Source organism: Rhizobium mesoamericanum STM3625 (assembly GCF_000312665.1).
GTDB classification, from domain to species: domain Bacteria; phylum Pseudomonadota; class Alphaproteobacteria; order Rhizobiales; family Rhizobiaceae; genus Rhizobium; species Rhizobium mesoamericanum.
The window spans coordinates 2,317,174-2,335,768 of sequence record NZ_HF536772.1; the positions used below are offsets into that span (position 1 = coordinate 2,317,174).

The 18,595-nt window shown below is 58.2% G+C and carries 18 protein-coding genes; 9 read left to right on the forward strand and 9 right to left on the reverse strand.

Annotated features, from left to right (window positions below):
• Position 1: 1 nt before the first annotated feature.
• The 5 genes from mce (at position 2) to BN77_RS11370 (ending at position 4,734) form a co-directional block, all read left to right on the forward strand.
• Positions 2-406, forward strand: a complete 405-nt coding sequence (gene mce / locus BN77_RS11350; RefSeq protein ID WP_007531815.1) for a methylmalonyl-CoA epimerase — start codon at positions 2-4, stop codon at positions 404-406.
• A 123-nt stretch (positions 407-529) separates the two neighbouring features.
• A complete protein-coding gene (locus tag BN77_RS11355) occupies positions 530-811 on the forward strand; it encodes a DUF1467 family protein (protein WP_007531817.1) in 282 nt (93 codons plus the stop codon).
• 574 nt (positions 812-1,385) lie between these two features.
• Positions 1,386-2,708, forward strand: coding sequence for a proline--tRNA ligase (gene proS, locus BN77_RS11360; RefSeq protein ID WP_007531818.1), 1,323 nt, complete (start codon positions 1,386-1,388; stop codon positions 2,706-2,708).
• A gap of 17 nt (positions 2,709-2,725) precedes the next feature.
• A complete protein-coding gene (locus BN77_RS11365; protein WP_007531820.1) occupies positions 2,726-4,036 on the forward strand; it encodes a lipoprotein-releasing ABC transporter permease subunit in 1,311 nt (436 codons plus the stop codon).
• 14 nt (positions 4,037-4,050) lie between these two features.
• Positions 4,051-4,734, forward strand: a complete 684-nt coding sequence (locus BN77_RS11370; protein ID WP_007531822.1) for an ABC transporter ATP-binding protein — start codon at positions 4,051-4,053, stop codon at positions 4,732-4,734.
• Here BN77_RS11370 and BN77_RS11375 read toward each other — a convergent pair whose 3' ends face one another.
• Entirely contained in the window at positions 4,735-5,199 is a 465-nt protein-coding gene (locus BN77_RS11375) for a DUF5680 domain-containing protein (protein WP_007531824.1), read from the reverse strand.
• A gap of 70 nt (positions 5,200-5,269) precedes the next feature.
• Complete coding sequence (locus BN77_RS11380; protein ID WP_007531826.1) at positions 5,270-5,776, reverse strand: hypothetical protein; 507 nt, start codon at positions 5,774-5,776, stop codon at positions 5,270-5,272.
• A gap of 304 nt (positions 5,777-6,080) precedes the next feature.
• Between BN77_RS11380 and dnaE the strand changes: the two genes are divergently transcribed.
• A complete protein-coding gene (gene dnaE, locus BN77_RS11385) occupies positions 6,081-9,581 on the forward strand; it encodes a DNA polymerase III subunit alpha (protein WP_007531829.1) in 3,501 nt (1,166 codons plus the stop codon).
• Between the two features lie 2 nt (positions 9,582-9,583).
• Here the strand turns inward: dnaE and BN77_RS11390 are convergent, their stop codons facing one another.
• Positions 9,584-10,819, reverse strand: a complete 1,236-nt coding sequence (locus BN77_RS11390; RefSeq protein ID WP_007531831.1) for a L,D-transpeptidase family protein — start codon at positions 10,817-10,819, stop codon at positions 9,584-9,586.
• A 93-nt stretch (positions 10,820-10,912) separates the two neighbouring features.
• Positions 10,913-12,202 carry a DNA polymerase IV gene (locus BN77_RS11395; RefSeq protein WP_007531833.1) on the reverse strand — a complete coding sequence of 430 codons (1,290 nt, stop codon included), beginning with the start codon at positions 12,200-12,202 and terminating at the stop codon, positions 10,913-10,915.
• Positions 12,203-12,276: 74 nt separating this feature from the next.
• Here BN77_RS11395 and BN77_RS11400 point away from each other — a divergent pair, with 74 nt between their 5' ends.
• The gene (locus BN77_RS11400; protein ID WP_007531835.1) at positions 12,277-12,864 is read left to right on the forward strand and encodes a GNAT family N-acetyltransferase; all 588 of its coding nucleotides are present in this window, start codon (positions 12,277-12,279) and stop codon (positions 12,862-12,864) included.
• On the opposite strand, the gene BN77_RS11405 is transcribed toward BN77_RS11400, so the two are convergent.
• Both BN77_RS11405 and BN77_RS11410 read right to left on the reverse strand, forming a co-directional pair.
• The gene (locus tag BN77_RS11405; RefSeq protein WP_007531838.1) at positions 12,839-13,510 is read right to left on the reverse strand and encodes a hypothetical protein; all 672 of its coding nucleotides are present in this window, start codon (positions 13,508-13,510) and stop codon (positions 12,839-12,841) included. The genes BN77_RS11400 and BN77_RS11405 overlap by 26 nt on opposite strands.
• 2 nt (positions 13,511-13,512) lie before the next feature.
• Positions 13,513-13,821, reverse strand: a complete 309-nt coding sequence (locus BN77_RS11410) for a DUF3572 domain-containing protein (RefSeq protein ID WP_007531839.1) — start codon at positions 13,819-13,821, stop codon at positions 13,513-13,515.
• Positions 13,822-13,953: 132 nt separating this feature from the next.
• Between BN77_RS11410 and BN77_RS11415 the strand changes: the two genes are divergently transcribed.
• Both BN77_RS11415 and BN77_RS11420 read left to right on the forward strand, forming a co-directional pair.
• Positions 13,954-14,325, forward strand: coding sequence for a response regulator (locus tag BN77_RS11415; RefSeq protein WP_007531841.1), 372 nt, complete (start codon positions 13,954-13,956; stop codon positions 14,323-14,325).
• A gap of 17 nt (positions 14,326-14,342) precedes the next feature.
• Positions 14,343-15,713, forward strand: coding sequence for a PleD family two-component system response regulator (locus BN77_RS11420; RefSeq protein ID WP_007531843.1), 1,371 nt, complete (start codon positions 14,343-14,345; stop codon positions 15,711-15,713).
• Positions 15,714-16,411: 698 nt separating this feature from the next.
• Here the strand turns inward: BN77_RS11420 and rpmG are convergent.
• The 3 genes from rpmG to BN77_RS11435 form a co-directional block, all read right to left on the reverse strand.
• Complete coding sequence (rpmG, locus tag BN77_RS11425) at positions 16,412-16,579, reverse strand: 50S ribosomal protein L33 (RefSeq protein ID WP_003587245.1); 168 nt, start codon at positions 16,577-16,579, stop codon at positions 16,412-16,414.
• Between the two features lie 93 nt (positions 16,580-16,672).
• Entirely contained in the window at positions 16,673-17,860 is a 1,188-nt protein-coding gene (locus tag BN77_RS11430; protein WP_007531856.1) for an MFS transporter, read from the reverse strand.
• Between the two features lie 261 nt (positions 17,861-18,121).
• On the reverse strand, positions 18,122-18,577 hold the full coding sequence (locus BN77_RS11435; RefSeq protein WP_007531858.1) for a DUF983 domain-containing protein: 456 nt from the start codon (positions 18,575-18,577) through the stop codon (positions 18,122-18,124).
• Positions 18,578-18,595: the final 18 nt, after the last annotated feature.

Here is an 18,595-nt window from a genome sequence, read left to right on the forward strand (position 1 = left end):
CATGCTCGGTCGGGTCAACCATGTCGCCATTGCCGTTCCGGACCTTACGGCCGCAACGGCTGCCTACCGGGACATGCTCGGCGCAACCGTGTCCGCCCCGCAGGCTTTGCCGCAGCACGGCGTTACAGTTGTCTTCGTGGAGTTGCCGAATACCAAAATCGAGTTGCTGGAGCCACTGGGAGCGGGTTCGCCGATCGCTGCGTTCCTTGGCAAAAACCCGTCTGGCGGAATGCACCATATCTGCTACGAAGTGACCGATATCCTCGCCGCTCGCGACCATTTAGTCCAACGTGGTGCGAGAGTTCTTGGCAACGGCGAGCCAAAGATTGGCGCCCATGGGAAGCCGGTCCTCTTTCTGCATCCGAAGGATTTTTTTGGCACCCTGGTTGAGCTAGAGCAGGTCTGAGCAGGCTGCGGCAGAGTGACCGAGATCGGCGAAAAGGCCTGAACCGGCTTTGAGTTGACGAACATTTCGGCCTATAAGCACCGCAGTTGCGTTACGTCGCAAAGAGTCTAGCGGGACAATTCGATGCTGCAGATATTTCTACAGGGCTTTGCTGTCTACTTTATCGTCTGGTGGATTACGCTCTTTGCCGTCCTCCCAATCGGCCTGCGTACTCAAGCGGAAGACAATGATATCGTATTGGGAACCGTACACAGCGCCCCGAGCCGGTTCCGGCCGGTATTTGTCTTTTCGATGACGACGATCATCTCCGCTGTGATCTATGGGCTCTGGTATATTTCTTCGAATTACTTTGGCTGGGGCTTTGACGCTCTACCGCAAATCGGCCCTTCGTTCTCCAATGTCTAAGGGCGTTTGCTCAGTTTTTGAGCGGACGCAGATTCGTTGTCATGTACATGTCATGAAGTTGCGGCATGGAGGTGCCGCAACGGAATGCAAGGCCTTACGCTAGGGCAGCGAAGGGTCTCGGAAGGCGGAACACTGTTGATAAAAGCCAAAAAAAAACAAGGCTGAAAGCCTTGTTTTAAGTATCGCGTGATCCTTATCCGTTGCCGGGGCTGCGACAAGCGCGCCTAAGATCTGATCCTCCCAAGACTTGACCGCGAAATCGGCAGGAATTTAGCTCCCTGCCTGTTTTGTGGGCTAAAGCTAGCTCAAAGAATGGGCTTTGTCATCAGGTTTTTTTGCATTTTTGCTACACCCGAGCAATTTTTTTCTGTTGATAAGAATTTCGCACAAACCATTATAATTTCGCCTTTTTCTTACTTTGCCTGCTTGCGAGGTGCGAACTTGCTTTGACGGCAGACCGCTTCAGCCCGTCGCGGGTTTCTTTCCTTTCGCGAAGCAGCTATGAACGCTGCCAATATTTGTGATCGCCTTCGATTCCGCGACATGCGGTGTCTCAACAGCTCTGGAATTCGCCATGCGCCTGTCTCGCTATTTCATGCCCATCCTGAAGGAAAACCCCAAGGAGGCGGAAATCGTCTCCCATCGGCTGATGCTGCGCGCCGGCATGATCCGGCAGCAGTCGCAGGGCATCTATTCCTGGTTGCCGCTCGGCAAGCGGGTCCTCGACAAGGTCAACAACATCATCCGTGAGGAACAGAACCGCGCCGGCGCGATCGAACTGTCGATGCCGACGCTGCAGTCCGCCGAGCTCTGGCAGGAAAGCGGGCGCTACGACGCCTACGGCAAGGAGATGCTGCGCATCAAGGATCGCCAGGATCGCCCGATGCTGTACGGCCCGACGAACGAGGAAATGGTCACGGATATTTTCCGGTCCTACGTGAAGTCCTACAAGAGCCTCCCGCTCAACCTGTATCACATCCAGCTGAAGTTCCGCGACGAGATCCGTCCGCGCTTCGGCACCATGCGCTCGCGTGAATTTATGATGAAGGACGCCTATTCCTTCGATCTGACGCGCGAGGGCGCCGAGCATTCCTATAACAAGATGTTCACCGCCTATTTGCGCACGTTCGACCGTCTGGGCCTGCGCGCCATTCCGATGCGTGCCGATACCGGGCCGATTGGTGGCAATCTCAGCCATGAGTTCATCATTCTGGCCGACACCGGCGAGTCCGAGGTGTTCTGCCACAAGGACTTCGTGAACTTTGCTATCCCGGCTGAAAATACCGACTTCGACAGCGTCGAGGGCCTGAAGGCAGTCTTCGACAAGTGGACGTCGCTTTATGCCGCCACGTCGGAGATGCATGACGAAGCCGCGTTCAACGCGGTTCCGGAAAAGGATCGCCTCTCTGCACGCGGCATTGAGGTGGGTCATATCTTCTACTTCGGCACGAAGTATTCCGAGCCAATGGGCGCGAAGGTGCAGGGTCCCGACGGCAAGGAACATACTGTTCACATGGGTTCCTACGGGATCGGCCCGACCCGCCTTGTTCCCGCCATCATCGAAGCATCGCATGACGAGAACGGAATCATCTGGCCGACGTCCGTCGCGCCGTTCGATGCGGTCGTGATCAACATGAAGGCTGGTGATGCGGCGTGCGATGCGGCGTGCGAGAAGATCTACGCGGCGCTCTCGAATGCCGGCAAGGACGTCCTCTATGACGATACCGACGATCGCGCCGGGACGAAATTCGCGGCCGCCGACCTGATCGGCGTTCCGCTGCAGATCATTGCCGGCCCGCGTGCCGTTGCAAGCGGCGAAGTCGAAGTGAAGGACCGGAAAACGGGAGCCCGCGAAACGATGACCATCGACGCGGCGATCAACAAGCTCTTGGGCTGAGAAGGGCGGGAGGCAAGATGGCAGATGCAGCGGTGAGCCAGCGGCAGGGTTCCAGATCCGGCTCCTCGCCGGCCGGGCGGCCATTTTCAGCCTTCGAACGGCTCGTGGCGTGGCGCTATCTGCGCGCACGCCGCAAGGAGGCGTTCATTTCGGTGATCGCCGGCTTCTCCTTCATCGGCATTATGCTTGGTGTTGCCACGCTCATCATCGTCATGGCTGTGATGAACGGATTTCGCACGGAGCTGATCTCCCGCATTCTCGGCATCAACGGCCACATGATCGTTCAGCCTGTCGATACGCCGTTCAACGACTATCCGGCGCTGACCGACAGGCTTGGCGCCGTGCCGGGCGTCAAGCTGGCCCTGCCGCTCGTGGAGGGGCAGACGTTGGCCTCCGGGCAGGGCGGTGCCGGCACAGGCGCGCTGGTACGCGGTATTCGGCCTGAAGACCTGGACAAGGTGAAGACGGTCTCGGGCAACATCAAGTCCGGGGATCTTGTCGGCTTTGCCGCCGGGCAAGGTGTCCTGATCGGCTCGGGCATGGCAACACAGCTCGGCCTCCAGGCCGGTGACACCATCACGTTGATATCGCCGGAGGGCGACGTCACGCCGATGGGCGTCAATCCGCGGGTCAAATCCTACAAGGTTTCCGGCATTTTCGAGATCGGTATGTCGGAGTACGACGCGACGATCATCTACATGCCGCTCGAGGAAGCACAGCTTTACTTCAATGCCGAGGGGCTGGTTCAATCCATTGAGCTCTTCGTCGACAATCCCGACGACGTCGACACCATGCGGCCGAAGGTGGAAGCTGCGGCCGGCCGCCAGATTGCGATCACCGACTGGCGGCAACGCAACCAGACCTTCTTCTCCGCCCTTGAGGTCGAGCGCAATGTCATGTTCATGATCCTCACGCTCATCGTTCTCGTTGCAGCGCTGAACATCATTTCCGGCCTCATCATGCTGGTAAAGGATAAGGGCAGCGACATCGCAATCTTGCGCACGATGGGTGCAACCTCCGGCGCGATCATGCGCATCTTTTTCATGACGGGTGCCGCCATTGGCGTTGTCGGTACGCTCGCCGGTGTCCTGCTCGGCGTCATTGTCTGTGTCAATATCGAGAAGATCCGCGAGTTCTTTTCCTGGGTTTCCGGCACGGTGCTGTTCGATCCGCAGCTCTATTTCCTCAGCCAACTACCGGCAGAAATGAGCCTCAGGGAGACGCTCTCCGTCGTCATCATGGCCCTGACGCTGTCCTTCCTCGCCACCATCTTCCCGGCATGGCGGGCCTCCAAGCTCGATCCCGTGCAAGCCCTCCGCTACGAATAAGGAATGCTCTCTTCATGAAGCGGAATACCGTTCTCAAGCTTTCCGGTGTCGAGCGCCACTATGGCCAGGGCGAGACGCTGCTCTCGATTCTGAAGGGGGCGGATTTCACGCTGAACAGCGGCGAGATCGTCGCCCTCGTCGCCCCGTCAGGCACGGGTAAATCGACGCTGCTGCATGTTGCCGGTCTTCTCGAGCACCCTGATGGGGGAGAGGTCATCATCAATGGCCACGCCTGTGACGGCTTGCCGGACGACAAGCGCACCGCGATCCGTCGCAACGAGATCGGCTTCGTCTACCAGTTCCATCACCTGCTGCCGGAATTCTCTGCGATCGAGAATATCATGATGCCGCAAATGATTGCAGGACTGCCGCGCAAGGAAGCAAAGGAGCGAGCCGGGCAATTGCTCGAGTACATGCGCATCGGCCATCGCGGCGCTCATCGACCTGGGGAGCTTTCCGGTGGCGAACAGCAGCGTGTGGCGATTGCCCGCGCCGTCGCCAATGCACCAAGCTTGCTTTTGGCGGACGAGCCCACGGGCAATCTGGATCCCGAAACCGCAAGCTATGTCTTTGACGCGCTTGAAGCGCTGGTCCGCCAGTCCGGTCTTGCGGCGCTGATTGCGACCCACAACCACGAGCTCGCCGGCCGCATGGACCGGCGCGTCACAATCACCGACGGAAAGGTCGTGGATTTCTGATCAGGGACGTATCAGGCCGCCGCGGTAGTCCAGTTCATAGGCCCTGCGCTCGTTCACGACGATTACTTCGCGGCCGGCGAAATGACTGCAGTCGCCCATGCTTTGATCGGCATAGAAGCCGAAGGCATGATCGAATTCCAAACCGCCGAGAAAGCGTCGGTGCTCGGCATACATTTTTGACAGTGCGGCCTTGATCACCGTCCCCGCCCGTTCTCCGTCGATCAGCGCATGCTCGACGATGCGGCCGAAATAATTCATCGCCCAGATCGGTTCGCTGTCCAGCCAGACTACTTCCTGCCCGGCGAAATCGGCTCCACCGAAATAACTGTCGAGGTAACGCCATGGCCCACGCTGATAACCGATGTCGTGCGATCCCGTCCGGCAAGCGGGTGCAGGGCTTCCGCCGCCGACATAGGTATTGGCTTTTGCCTCCACGATGAAACTGTTTAACGCGGCAATATTCATGGCCTGTTTCCTCCTGGCCGGCAGCCTCTCAATAACCGTGCTGATTGTGAAGACAAAATAAGAACGAAACCTATTGCCTGCAGACCGCTTGCGCTGTTTCGTCATTCCACTGGGTAATTGGGATAACGCGCGGCTCGGCCTTGATGTCTTTGCCATTCTTCTGCAGCTTGCCGGTCAACGCATTGTAGTCGCAGGTGCCGCCGGCGTTGGGGTCGAGCGTGTCGTACTGATTGTAGGTGTAACCTGCGACAACGAACTGTTTGTTGCGGTAGGCCACCGTCAGTGTCTGGTCCCAGCGGTCGCGCCCGATGGCGCTGTTCTGTGAGTGTATCGCGATCGACGACTTGCCAGCGGCTTTCAACGACGGTTCCTGGCCAAAGACGCCGTCAGCGCTGGTGCTGCCCCAAATCTTGTTTGGCGCGCTCAGGGAAAGCCGCAGCAGCGCGAGATCCGCACGCCCGTCGCCATCCCAATCGCCTGTCGCCGCCTCGACGATGCGGGCGGGATCGATCTCCTCGGCTCTTGCGGTAAACTCTGTCGATAGAACCAATCCCGCAATTAATACAAACTTAAACATGCTTTTCTCCTATCGCCACGCGGCCAGAAGAGCGGAAAAGAATCCTGTTGACAATAGAACAATAGCGGAACAAACTGAAAACATAAGAGAACAGGAGAGCCAAATGACTGACATGATCCGTGATATCGCAGCATTCACCTCCATCGCAATGTTCGTTGCCAGCTTCTCGTTGATCTGCATGGCAATGTAAGAATTTCGGGGACCGCATGGCTGTCATGCGGTCCGAACGCGACCCTTGTCTGGACATCATCCCCCCAATGCTGAGAATAGACCTGATTTGATTCAGGTGATCGGAAGGCATGGCATGGCGGGTGCGGAGATAGACGCGGCAAGTGGTTTCATCGGCGGTACGCCGGGCTTCGTTCACCTTCGTGTCCACTCGGCCTATTCGCTGCTCGAAGGCGCGCTGCCGCTCAAGAAGATCCTCTATAAGGCCTCGAGTGACAGCCAGCCGGCGATTGCGATCACCGACACCAACAATCTGTTTGTCGCCCTCGAGTTTTCGCAGAAGGCGATGGATGAAGGACTGCAGCCGATCATCGGCTGTCAGGTCTCGATCGATATGGAAGATGGTCTGGAGACAGAGCGGCGCGGCGGCCAGCAGGCGCCCGCCAAGCTGCCGTCGCTGGTCCTCTTGGCGGCCACGGACGATGGCTACGAGCGCCTGGTGGATCTCGTCAGCCGCGCCTATCTCGGCGGCGAGGGCAATGGTCAATCCATCCACATCCGCGCCGCTTGGCTCGATGAGATCGGAACCGAAGGCCTGATCGCTTTGACCGGGGCGTTAACGGGGCCGATCGACATGGCGCTCAAGGATGGGCACACAGCTCAGGCGGAGGCCCGCCTCCTGCTCTTGAAGCGTCATTTCGGCGACCGGCTTTACGTCGAACTGCAGCGGCACGGCACATATGACAAGCGCCATGAGCAGAAGGTCATCGGCCTTGCTTATAAGCACGATTTGCCGCTTGTCGCCACAAACGAAGCCTTTTTTCCGACCCGTGACGACTATGATGCGCATGACGCGCTTATGGCGGTCGCCCATAACGCGATCGTTTCTGACGATACGCGGTTCCGTCTGACGCCTGATCATTACCTGAAAAGCCGCGCCGAAATGGCAAAGCTTTTTGCCGATCTGCCCGAAGCGCTGGAAAATACCATCGAGATCGCGCGGCGCTGCTCCTTCATCCTGAAGACGCGCAAGCCAATTCTGCCGCGCTTCACCGGCGCAACGGCCGATCCTGAGGAAGCGGAGCGCGAAGAGGCGCTCGAACTGCGCCGGCAAGCGGTGGAGGGACTGGATAGTCGCCTTGCGACACTCGGCATGTCGCCTGGCTACGAGGAGAAGGACTACCGCGAGCGGCTGGAGTTTGAACTCAGCGTTATCGAACGCATGAAGTTCCCGGGCTACTTCCTGATCGTTTCGGACTTTATCAAGTGGGCAAAGCAGCATGACATTCCCGTCGGCCCCGGTCGCGGCTCGGGTGCGGGATCTCTGGTCGCCTATGCGCTGACGATCACCGATGTCGATCCGCTGCGTTTCTCGCTGCTCTTCGAACGCTTCCTCAACCCGGAACGCGTTTCGATGCCGGACTTCGACATCGACTTCTGCCAGGATCGCCGCGAAGAGGTGATCCGGTATGTGCAACGCAAGTATGGCCGCGAGCAGGTGGCGCAGATCATCACCTTTGGTTCGCTGCAGGCGCGCGCGGCACTGCGTGACGTCGGCCGTGTGCTCGAAATGCCCTACGGTCAGGTCGACAAGATCTGCAAGCTGGTTCCCAACAACCCGGCGAACCCGACGCCGCTGTCAAAGGCGATCGAGGAGGAACCGAAACTGCAGGAGGAGGCCGACAAGGAACCTGTCGTTGCGCGCCTGCTCGACATTGCCCAGAAGATCGAGGGCCTGTACCGCCACGCCTCCACCCACGCCGCCGGTATCGTCATCGGCGACCGACCGCTGTCGAAGCTGGTACCAATGTATCGCGATCCGCGCTCGGACATGCCGGTCACCCAGTTCAACATGAAATGGGTCGAGCAGGCCGGCCTCGTTAAGTTCGACTTCCTCGGTCTGAAGACGCTGACGGTGTTGAAGGTCGCCGTCGATTTCGTCGCCAAGCGCGGCACCAAGGTCGACCTCGCCTCGATCCCGCTCGATGACAAGAAGACCTACGAGATGCTTTCGCGTGGCGAGACCGTCGGCGTGTTCCAGGTCGAAAGTGCTGGGATGCGCAAGGCGCTGATCGGCATGAAGCCGGACTGCATTGAGGATATCATCGCGCTTGTAGCCCTTTATCGACCGGGTCCGATGGAGAATATTCCGACTTACAATGCTCGCAAGCACGGTGAGGAAGAGGTCGAGTCGATCCATCCGACGATCGACTATCTGCTGAAGGAAACGCAGGGGGTTATCGTCTACCAGGAGCAGGTGATGCAGATCGCCCAGGTCCTGTCGGGCTATTCGCTCGGCGAAGCCGATCTTCTGCGCCGCGCCATGGGTAAGAAGATCAAGGCGGAGATGGATCAGCAACGCGAGCGCTTCGTCGATGGCGCCGTCAAGAACGGCGTGTCGAAGCCGCAGGCCGAGAACATCTTCGAACTGCTGGCAAAGTTCGCAAACTACGGCTTCAACAAGTCACACGCCGCCGCCTACGCAATTGTCTCCTACCAGACCGCCTACATGAAGGCGCACTATCCGGTCGAGTTCCTTGCCGCGTCGATGACACTCGATATGTCGAACACCGAGAAGGTGAACGACTTCCGCCAGGACGCCAAGCGCCTCGGCATTGAGGTAATTCCACCCTCGGTGCAGACCTCGTTCCGCCACTTCGAAACCGGCGACAACAAGATCTACTATGCGCTGGCGGCGCTGAAGGGTGTCGGCGAATCGGCCGTCGATCACATCGTTGAAGTTCGGGGCGGCACCCCGTTCGCGAGCCTCGAGGATTTCTGCCTGCGCATCGATCCACGACAGGTCAACCGGCGTGTGCTGGAAAGCCTGATCTTTGCCGGTGCTTTCGATTGCTTCGGGCTTGATCGGGCGCAACTTGCAGGCGGTCTCGACCGGATCATGGGCTATGCTCAGCGTGCGCAGGAGAACAAGCTGAGCGGCCAATCGGATATCTTCGGCAGCGCGCTTTCGTCCGGGCCGGAGAAAATCTCGCTGCCGCCGTTTTCGCCTTGGCTGGCCTCCGAGAAGCTGCTCAAGGAGTTTCAGGTCCTGGGCTTCTACCTGACGGCACATCCGCTCGACAGCTACCAGAATATTCTGCAGAGGATGCGGGTCCAGACCTTCGCCGAGTTTTCGGCCGCGGTGAAGCAGGGCGCGAGTAACGGCCGCCTTGCAGGGACGGTTATCTCCAAGCAGGAGCGCAAGACAAGGACCGGCAACAAGATGGGCATCATCGTGTTTTCGGATTCCTCGGGTCAGTTCGAAGCTGTGCTGTTTTCCGAAATGCTGAACCAGTATCGTGACGTGCTGGAATCGGGAAAGTCCTTCGTTATCACGGCGACGGGGGAGGAGCGGCCGGAGGGCGTCGGCCTTCGCCTGCAGACCATCCAGTCGCTTGAAGAGAAATCGCTACAAATGCAAAAGGCCCTCCGCGTCTACGTGCGGGATTCAGGGCCTCTGCGGGCGGTTGCATCGCACCTGAATGCCAAGGGCGACGGCTTGGTCTCCTTCATCGTGATCAAGGAGGAAGGCAAGCGCGAGGTGGAGGTCGAGCTTCCGCAGAAGTACCGCATCACGGCTGAGATTGCCGCAGCCCTTCGTGCAGCACCGGGCGTCATCGACGTCGAGCTGGTCTGACCTCACCCCTTCGTAAGGGTAATGAAGTCCGTCCCTTCGCCCGTCTCGGTGCCGAGGCCAGTGTCGGAGATTGTCAGCGTCGAGCCGGTCGTCAAGATGGCGTCGATTTTGCGCCGTGTTTCCTCGGGAATATCAATACGGCTGAGGGCATTGGCGATCGGTGTGCCAGATATGATCGAGCTTTCGAGGCTGCTGATGCCGAGCCGCGTCATGGTTGCGCGCGAGAGCGTGTTGGGAAGCGTTGCTCCCATCCAGTCCGCCGAACCCGTTTCGAAATCGACGTTATGGACAAAGAAGAAGTGCGTGCCGAGGGCAAGCCCGGGGTTCTCGATCGAGATCGGCGCTTCAAGGACCGGCTGGAAACCTTGGCGAACCATGAGGACGCCGTTCGGTGGCGCTCCCTTGCCCGCCGCGGCATAGACGGCCTTGAGGAGTGCGTCACTCATCGGTGACTTGTCTACCGTAGGCTCAATCGGATACTTCAATTTGAAATCACTGATCGCTTGCAGTGTTGCCGTGCCAAGCAAGCCGTCGGGTTCACCCGCAGCAAATCCGAGTTCGTTGAGGTATGTCTGTAGATCGATGATCTCCTCGCGCATGCTGCGGCGCGTAATGAGAATGCGGATCGGCGTGTCGTTCTCGGGAGCCCTTGCCGCCGGGACCTGGGGAGACGGTAGTGCGACGTCGTTCATGGCGACCTGAACGGGAGCCTGCCCGATCGCGGGTCGCAAAGCAGCATCGGAAAGCAACGCCGGGGACGCTGGAGCGTCCGGCCGGAAGAGCGTCGGGTGATCGATCGGTTCCGGCGCTAGTTCGGCGTCGGTTATGACAACCGGTACGCCCACTCCCGTCATCTTGTAGAGGTGCTTTGCAAAAGCCGCTGGCATCCGGACGCAGCCATGCGATGCTGGATAGCGGGGCACGGCGTTCGACTCATGAAGCGCAATTCCTGACCAGGTCAGGCGCTGCATGAAGGGCATCGGTGCAGCCGAATAGATATTCGACTCGTGATACCTCTGCTTCTCGATGACGGAAAAGATGCCACTCGGCGTCGTATGGCCAGTCTTTCCCGTCGAAACCTTCGAAGTCGCCACGATCTCGCTGCCGTCGTAGAGGGTAAGCGACTGGGCATCCTTCGATACGAAAATTTGCAGCGTGCGTGAATCCGCGGCAAGCGCGGGGTGCACGATTGCGGTGGCCGACAGCAAGCCAAGGCCGAAAACGAGACGCGACAACATATGACTCAACCGATACGCAATACTTGAAGCGCGAGCCTAGACGCCGAAGCTTAAGGAAAACTTGAAATAGCGGAATTGAAGCAGGCTTACATGCTAGTCATCGCGCTTCCCGCCAAAGGTATATCCAGTCTGGACGGTGCCTTTTCCGAACTTGTCGCGAAGCTTGTCCATCGCAGCTTCCGCGGCAGCCCTGCGACCCGATTGCACGTCGATGAGGTCGGGCGGATCGGCGCGCGCGGGGTCGCAAAGATCGGCCACGCCGATCCCGATCAGCCGAAACTTCGTACCATCCGTCTCCTTCTTGAGGAGTTCCAGCCCCGTGCGGAATATTCGGTCGGCAAGCTGGGTCGGGTCTTCGAGCTTGCGATTGCGGGTGCGCAACTTGAAGTCCGCCGTCTTCAATTTCAGAACCACCGTCCGACCGGCGATATCATGCTTCTTCAGCCGCCAGGAAACCTTTTCCGAAAGGCTGCGCAGTATCGGGACGAGTTCGTCATGGCGGGAAATATCATCGAAGAAGGTCGTTTCGGACGAAACACTTTTTGCTGCGTCGTTGAGATGAACCTCGCGATCGTCGATGCCGCGTGAGAGGCGTGCAAGCCGCTGCCCCATGCTGCCGTATCGGCGCATGAGGTCGCTTTCCTCCATTGTCTGCAATTGGCCGATCGTTCGGATGCCATCTGCCTCGAGCGTTGCTGCAAACGCCTTGCCGACACCCCAGATCGTCGTCACCGGTCGGGGCGCAAGGAAGGAAACCGCCTCGTCCCGACCGATGACCGAGAAGCCTCTGGGCTTCTGCAGGTCGGACGCGACCTTGGCGAGGAATTTGCAGTAGGAAAGACCAACGGAGATGGTGATACCGATCTCCTTCTCGATCCGCTGCACGAACTTGGCGAGTGTGCGCGCCGGCGGATCGTGATGCAGGCGTTCGGTGCCGCCGAGTTCCAAGAAGGCTTCATCGATCGAAAGCGGCTGAACCAACGGAGTGAGTTCCTCCATCAAAATGCGGACCTCGCGTCCGACCTTCACGTATTTTTCCATGTGAGGTGGAATGACGACTGCCTGTGGACAGGCCTCGAGAGCCTTGAACATCGGCATTGCCGAGCGAACACCATGGATGCGGGCGACATAGCAGGCTGTGGAAACCACCCCGCGCTTGCCACCACCGATGATGACAGGCTTGTCGGCGAGTTCCGGATTGTCGCGCTTCTCGATTGCAGCGTAGAAGGCGTCGCAATCGATGTGCGCCAGCGTCAGCTCATAGAGTTCCTTGTGTCGCAGGAGACGAGGACTTCCGCATGCCGAGCAACGGCGCGTGTCGGCCTTCTGCTCGGCAAGGCAGTCGCGACAGAAGCCGGGTGTCTTGGCGTACGCAGGTGTCATGGCAAGAACAAAGATTGAACATCGCAACACTAGCCTCTAAACTTTTGAGTCTCAAGAGAGGTTGGGAGGTTGCATTGGATATTGATCTCCGTTTCGAGCCGGTGACTGCAGACCGGTGGAGCGACTTCGAACGGCTTTTCGGTGCCCGCGGAGCCTTCTGTGACTGCTGGTGTGTCGCGCTTCGCCTGCCTCATGCCGTCCGCACGAAGATGCGGCCCGATGAGCGCAAGTCACACATGTTCGGACGGATAGCCGTGGGGCCGCCACCAGGAATTCTCGCCTACGCCGATGACGAGCCGGTCGCATGGGTTCAGGTTGGGCCAAGGCACGACGTGCCGCAATTCAATTCACCTCGAACCGTGTCCCGACCGGTGGAAGAGCGGGATGCGCACGATCCGTCGTTTTGGGCGGTAAGTTGTTTCTTCCTGACCTCGCATTTGCGCGGGCACGGGCTCAGTCACCGTCTCCTTGCCGGTGCGATTGACCATGCGCGGCGCCATGGCGCTCGCTATCTCGAAGGCTGCCCGATCGACCAGGTCAAGCAATCGAAATCGGTGACGCTCTGTACAGGGTCGACCGCGATCTTCGATGCGGCCGGATTTGAGATCGTGGCAAAACGGAAGGATAGCCGCCCGCTCATGCGGCTGGATTTGCACTCGTGAGAACATCGGCAGCGAAATGTGCCCTTAGCAACTCGGCGGCATGGTCCCAGCCAGTCGCCGCGACGATGTTTCCAACTGGCGGTGGTGCGAAAGCCTTGAAATCGGCGTTGGCCATCATGGTCAGGAGCAGGCAATCGGGCACATGATCGGCAACGGAAAGGAGATTGCGTTGCATATCATCGATGAAGGCGACCGGAAGGCTTCGACCATCATGGAGCCTTGCGACAACCGGTCCTTTGGCCTCTTGCGTGGCGATCAGATCGAAGGAGAGGTGAAGCTGGTCGAGAAATTCGCGCCGGATACCGTGGTGGCGAGGTGGCATGGCGGTCAGGAAGACAATGTCGGCGTCGGCCGAAAGCGACTGCAGTGTTTCGACGGCCTTTTCCGCTGGCTTCTGCCAGAGGTGCTGGTTCGCAAAGAAGACTTCCTCGAACGCATCGACGTCCGCTTTTTCCAACTCCCTGCCATCCAGCAGCGAAACGATATTGCCGTAGAGGCGGAACGACCGCGGCAGGAGGTCGTAACTATGCGAGCGCAGAAAAGCGGTAAAGGGAGTGAGGAACTCGAGAACCACTTCGTCGATGTCGCAGACCACCAAAGGCCGGTCACCGAGCCGCACCTGGCTGACGTTGGTGGCAATATCCATGCTCAATATTCTCCCGAGCCAAGTCCCGGCGGTGAAAAGTGCAGCCATGCTGCATTCAATGTGTCGGGCGCGACGCCAGTCGCCTGGCAAAAGGCCATCGCTGTTGGCTCATGTTGCATGATGAAGTCCATCATGCCCGAAATAAACCCGGGATCGTTGACAGCGTGGCGGACCTGCGCCGGTTGGACGCCTGTCAATGCAAGGAAACGACCGAATAGATCCGGTTCGTTGGCAAGCCAGGCAAGAACGGAGATCACGGTCTCCTGCGGGTCGGCCGCGAGTTGTTTTGAAGTCTTGAAGTTGCTCTGCATTTCTCTGGGTAAATTACCTATTTTTCAACCAAATAGCGATAGTGTGCCGCCATCGGTTCTATGGAACCATGCCGCCGCATAAGTCTTCTTCATGCGGGGAAGCGGTACCAGAACGGACGTAGGACGCGTGTCATGCCCAAACAGGTAATGATTGTAGAAGATAACGAGCTCAACATGAAGCTCTTTCGCGACCTCATCGAGGCGTCCGGCTACACGACGATCCAGACCCGAAACGGCATGGAAGCGCTCGATCTCGCGCGCAAATACCGGCCCGATCTGATTTTGATGGACATTCAGCTCCCCGAAGTTTCTGGTCTCGAGGTCACCAAATGGCTGAAGGAAGACGATGACCTGCACGTCATTCCTGTTATCGCCGTTACAGCATTTGCCATGAAAGGGGACGAGGAGCGTATCCGCCAGGGCGGCTGCGAAGCCTATGTCTCCAAACCCATTTCCGTTCCTAAGTTCATTGAGACGATTAAGACTTATCTGGGCGATGCCTGACGCATCGGAAAGAAGCTATGACTGCGCGCATTCTCGTGGTTGATGACATTCCGGCCAACGTCAAGTTGCTCGAGGCTCGGCTGGTCGCCGAGTATTTCGACGTATTGACCGCTGGTGACGGCTACCAAGCTCTGGCAATCTGCGAGCGCAATCAGGTCGATCTTGTCCTTCTTGATATCATGATGCCGGGGATGGACGGCTTCGAGGTCTGCGAGCGCCTGAAGGCCAATCCAAAGACGTCGCACATACCCGTTGTCATGGTGACGGCCTTGGATCAGCCGGCCGATCGCGTGCGTGGACTGAAGGCCGGCGCCGATGACTTTCTCACCAAGCCGGTCAATGACCTTCAGTTGATCTCGCGGGTGAAGAGCCTCTTGCGATTAAAGACGCTCAGCGACGAATTACGGATTCGCGCTGAAACCGCCCATACGATGGGAATCGATGAACTGCTGCGCTCCGGCGAGGGTCGTGGCGACGAATCTGGCCAGGTGCTGCTGGTCGATGGTCGTGCCAATTCGCAGGAACGCATTATCAAGGCTCTGAAGCCGATCGCCGATGTGTCGGCAATCTCGGATCCGCAGGCGGCTCTGTTCGAGGCTTCGGAAAATCCCTTTGAACTGGTTATCGTCAACTCCAACTTCGACGATTACGACCCCCTGCGTCTGTGCTCGCAGCTTCGTTCTCTTGAGCGCACGCGTTTTCTGCCGATCCTGATCATCACCGAACAGGGGGATGACGAGATGGTCGTCCGGGCGCTGGAACTCGGCGTCAACGACTATATCGTTCGGCCAGTCGATCCCAACGAACTCGTGGCGCGCAGCCTTACGCAGATGCGCCGCAAACGCTACAACGATCGCCTACGCGCGAGTGTCAAGCAGACGATCGAGCTTGCTGTCACGGATCCGTTGACCGGGCTCAGCAACCGCCGCTACCTGGATAATCACCTGAGCACTCTGTTTAGTCGCTCGATGGCGCGGGGGCGTCCGCTGGCGGTGCTGATTACTGATATCGATCGGTTCAAACAGGTCAACGACACCTATGGGCATGATGCGGGGGATGACGTGCTGCGGGAGTTTGCGAACCGCATTCGATCCACGGTCCGCGGCGCCGATCTTGCATGCCGCTATGGCGGCGAGGAATTCGTGGTCGTCATGCCTGATACTTCACCCGAGGTGGCCGCCACAGTCGCGGAGCGACTGCGCTCCGTGGTCGAGACGACACCGTTCCAGCTGAAGTCGTCGGGGCAGGAGTTGAGCGTTACGGCCTCCTTCGGCATATCGTCGCGGATCTCATCGGTGATCACGCCGGGGCAGTTGATGAAGCAGGCGGATCTGGCACTCTACCAGGCAAAAACGGGCGGTCGAAATCGGGTTGTTGCCGCCGCCTGAGCGGGCCTTTTAGCCCGGTTTTCGCGTCATCCACAGCTATGCGCCGAGGCGCTGGAATGAAGTAGTTCGAGGAGAAAGCCGGTCATAAGATCGCATTCCAGCTTGCTCGAAACCTATTGTTCCAAGCAAACCTTGATGTCGGTCCGCGCTAAATGTGACGATGCGTCAGATTTAGCCGGCATTCGGCTGCGCATGGGTCATGCTCAAGTCATGATCTGCAGTATTCGCGACTAACACTATTGACCTATATTGCGACGTTCCTTGCCAACTTTAGCGCTATTCTTCCCGTTGAACTCGAATCGCAGGTCTAAAAACTGTCCTAAAGCCGTACTTTTAACCATAAAATCAGCCTCGCAAAACTAACCATTAAGAATTTGTTGATTTTCTTTCGTTTTCGAGCAAATTATCGGACCATAAGAGATAAGCACTCCCTGTGAGGAGTCCGAGATACCCCATGATGCTCAGGTCCGCCGCATCTCCTGGGTCGTGGGGTCGGTCGGCTGGTTTGCAACATTAAGCGGTTCCTCGTGCCGCGTTGCTTGCTGGTCGACCCCCTTTCAAGAAAACGCCGTCCTTTCCGCATTTTCGGGAGGACGGCGTTTCTGTTTTGAGCAGCGAAATCAAGCCGTAAAGCCGGCAAACAAAAAAGGCGCGCAGCCGGTGGCGCGCGCCTTTTTTGAAACGGTCAGATCAAGTGATTACTTGATCTTGGTTTCCTTGAACTCGACGTGCTTCTTAGCAATCGGGTCGTACTTGGTCTTCGTCATCTTGTCGGTCATCGTACGGCTGTTCTTCGTCGTGACGTAGAAGAAACCGGTGTCGGCCGTCGACAGCAGCTTGATCTTGATTGTGGTAGCCTTGGCCATGGTCGTCCTGCCTTTAATAAAATGAAAGCCGTGGCAGGCCGGATAGGCTCCACGGCAAATTCTGGCGCGAAACTACGAATCCCGCCCGAAAAGTCAAGCCCGCTTTCGGAGGAAAAGCAGTCTGACGGCCGAAAGCAGGGCATAAAGCCCAAAGAACCCGGCGATAGCCCAGGCAAAACCGTTGTTGCCGGCAACGTCGATGGCTGCACCGATCACCTGCGGCCCGGCCACCGTGCCAACGGCATAACAGAATACAAACGCTGCGTTGGCTGCTGCAAGATCGGAGCCGGTCAGGCGTGAACCGAGGTGACTGAGACCAACGGTATAGAGACCTGCAACGCACCCGCCCCAGAAGAGCAATATGGCTGCCATCAGAAGCCAGCTATGCACGAGGACCGGCAACATCAAAGCGCCGATCAGCCCCATGAAGGCCATTGCGGCCAGCAGCGGGCGTTTGTCCTTCATCTGGTCCGAAAGCAGGCCAACCGGAATCTGGAAAATCACATTGCCGATTCCCATCACGGTCAGCAGCAAGGCGGCCTGCGCTTCTGTAAAGGAAGCGCGGACCGCATAGATCGGGAATAGCGCCAGGCCGCCAGCTTCGACCGCGCCGAAGATAAAGACGGCAGCGGTTGCGGTGGGCACCAGGAAGACATAGCGCATGAAGTGCAGCTCCGGCTTCTCTTCGAGAACCGGGCTTTCGTATCGCGCGATATAGATCGGAATGGCAGCCAACAGAACGGCGCCAGCGCCGACCGCAAAGGGCAGGATACCATCACTGCCGAGAATCGAAAAAAGCAGCGGCCCGCCTGCAAATCCTAGCGATAGCACAGTTGCATAGATCCCAAGGACAAACCCACGCTTCGAAGGCGGGGAAGCGGCATTGATCCAGAATTCCGACAGAATAAACAGCGTCGTTGTCGCGCCGTGAAAGGCGAACCGCAGCGGAAACCACATCCAGAAATCCCGGGCGTAGTAGAAACCGAGGGCGCTGATCGCCGAAATCACGACAGCCCAGATCATGGTCGGCGCGACACCGTATTTATGCGCCAGTTTCGTGGTGACCGGAGCCGCCGCCATTGCGGCAATCCCGGCCATCGCCGTGTTCAATCCGATAAGTGTCGAGGGAATGCCGCGCTTTTCGAGAATGATGCTGAGGAGTGGTAGTCCCAGACCGATTGCGATGCCAACAGCGGAAATTGACGAGACGGCTGCCACCAGCGAAGGCCAATGAATTTCTTCGACGTCGCCTGGTGTTGTGCCGTTTCGCGGCTGAGACATATACGCATCCTTAGAGACTTGCTGCACAGAATCGCTCACTGCGAAGCACCATAGAAAGGCACAGTCGTACCAAATCCAAGTGACGGCTGTGCTTTACAAGATGAAACGCGCTGGCGGCAATAACCTGGATGATCTTGAATTGGTGTAGTCAAAGAGCCTTACCGAATAAGCACGAGATTTCGCCCGCGGGGCCAAGGGACCGTTGGAGCGTGCCACTACACGTCAATTGTGTCGTGAAGGTGAAGGGCAGGGCAGGTACGCCTAGCGTTTGCGGCCCGGTATCTCGTAGGCGTCGTGATCGTCGGTATGCCCACCAAAGCCGTGCATCCTCAGTGCCCATTGCAGACCGATGACGCCGCCTTTGATCGGCTGGATGATCAGCAATGTTGCCGCCAGCGTTATAGGCGTCCAGATTGCAAATGTCAGCCAGAGCGGCATTGGCCAAACGAGATCCGTCGCCATATATCCGCCAATGATGAGGTGGCCGATAATGACGATCGCGAGGTAAGGCGGAAGGTCGTCCGAGCGATGATGGTACATGGCCTCGCCGCAGGCTGCACAATTGTCCACCGGCTTCAGGAAGCTCTTGAAGAGCTTGCCGCTGCCGCATGCGGGGCAGGTGTTCAGCATGCCGCGCTTGATAGAGCGGCCAAGCGGACGTTCCACCTCCTCATTTCCTCCGTAACGGATTGCCTGGTCGGTCGAGGTGGTCGTCATCGTTCGTTTCCTTTCGCG

Excerpts from the sequence above, each read along its gene's own strand:
- BN77_RS11430 (WP_007531856.1), bottom strand. The coding sequence starts at position 17,860 with ATGTCTCAGCCGCGAAACGGCACAACACCAGGCGACGTCGAAGAAATT.
- BN77_RS11370 (WP_007531822.1), top strand. The coding sequence starts at position 4,051 with ATGAAGCGGAATACCGTTCTCAAGCTTTCCGGTGTCGAGCGCCACTAT.
- BN77_RS11410 (WP_007531839.1), bottom strand. The coding sequence starts at position 13,821 with ATGCAGAGCAACTTCAAGACTTCAAAACAACTCGCGGCCGACCCGCAG.
- dnaE (WP_007531829.1), top strand. The coding sequence starts at position 6,081 with ATGGCGGGTGCGGAGATAGACGCGGCAAGTGGTTTCATCGGCGGTACG.
- BN77_RS11375 (WP_007531824.1), bottom strand. The coding sequence starts at position 5,199 with ATGAATATTGCCGCGTTAAACAGTTTCATCGTGGAGGCAAAAGCCAAT.
- BN77_RS11390 (WP_007531831.1), bottom strand. The coding sequence starts at position 10,819 with ATGTTGTCGCGTCTCGTTTTCGGCCTTGGCTTGCTGTCGGCCACCGCA.
- BN77_RS11365 (WP_007531820.1), top strand. The coding sequence starts at position 2,726 with ATGGCAGATGCAGCGGTGAGCCAGCGGCAGGGTTCCAGATCCGGCTCC.
- BN77_RS11380 (WP_007531826.1), bottom strand. The coding sequence starts at position 5,776 with ATGTTTAAGTTTGTATTAATTGCGGGATTGGTTCTATCGACAGAGTTT.
- BN77_RS11405 (WP_007531838.1), bottom strand. The coding sequence starts at position 13,510 with ATGGATATTGCCACCAACGTCAGCCAGGTGCGGCTCGGTGACCGGCCT.
- BN77_RS11415 (WP_007531841.1), top strand. The coding sequence starts at position 13,954 with ATGCCCAAACAGGTAATGATTGTAGAAGATAACGAGCTCAACATGAAG.
- mce (WP_007531815.1), top strand. The coding sequence starts at position 2 with ATGCTCGGTCGGGTCAACCATGTCGCCATTGCCGTTCCGGACCTTACG.
- BN77_RS11355 (WP_007531817.1), top strand. The coding sequence starts at position 530 with ATGCTGCAGATATTTCTACAGGGCTTTGCTGTCTACTTTATCGTCTGG.
- BN77_RS11395 (WP_007531833.1), bottom strand. The coding sequence starts at position 12,202 with ATGACACCTGCGTACGCCAAGACACCCGGCTTCTGTCGCGACTGCCTT.
- proS (WP_007531818.1), top strand. The coding sequence starts at position 1,386 with ATGCGCCTGTCTCGCTATTTCATGCCCATCCTGAAGGAAAACCCCAAG.
- BN77_RS11435 (WP_007531858.1), bottom strand. The coding sequence starts at position 18,577 with ATGACGACCACCTCGACCGACCAGGCAATCCGTTACGGAGGAAATGAG.
- rpmG (WP_003587245.1), bottom strand. The coding sequence starts at position 16,579 with ATGGCCAAGGCTACCACAATCAAGATCAAGCTGCTGTCGACGGCCGAC.
- BN77_RS11420 (WP_007531843.1), top strand. The coding sequence starts at position 14,343 with ATGACTGCGCGCATTCTCGTGGTTGATGACATTCCGGCCAACGTCAAG.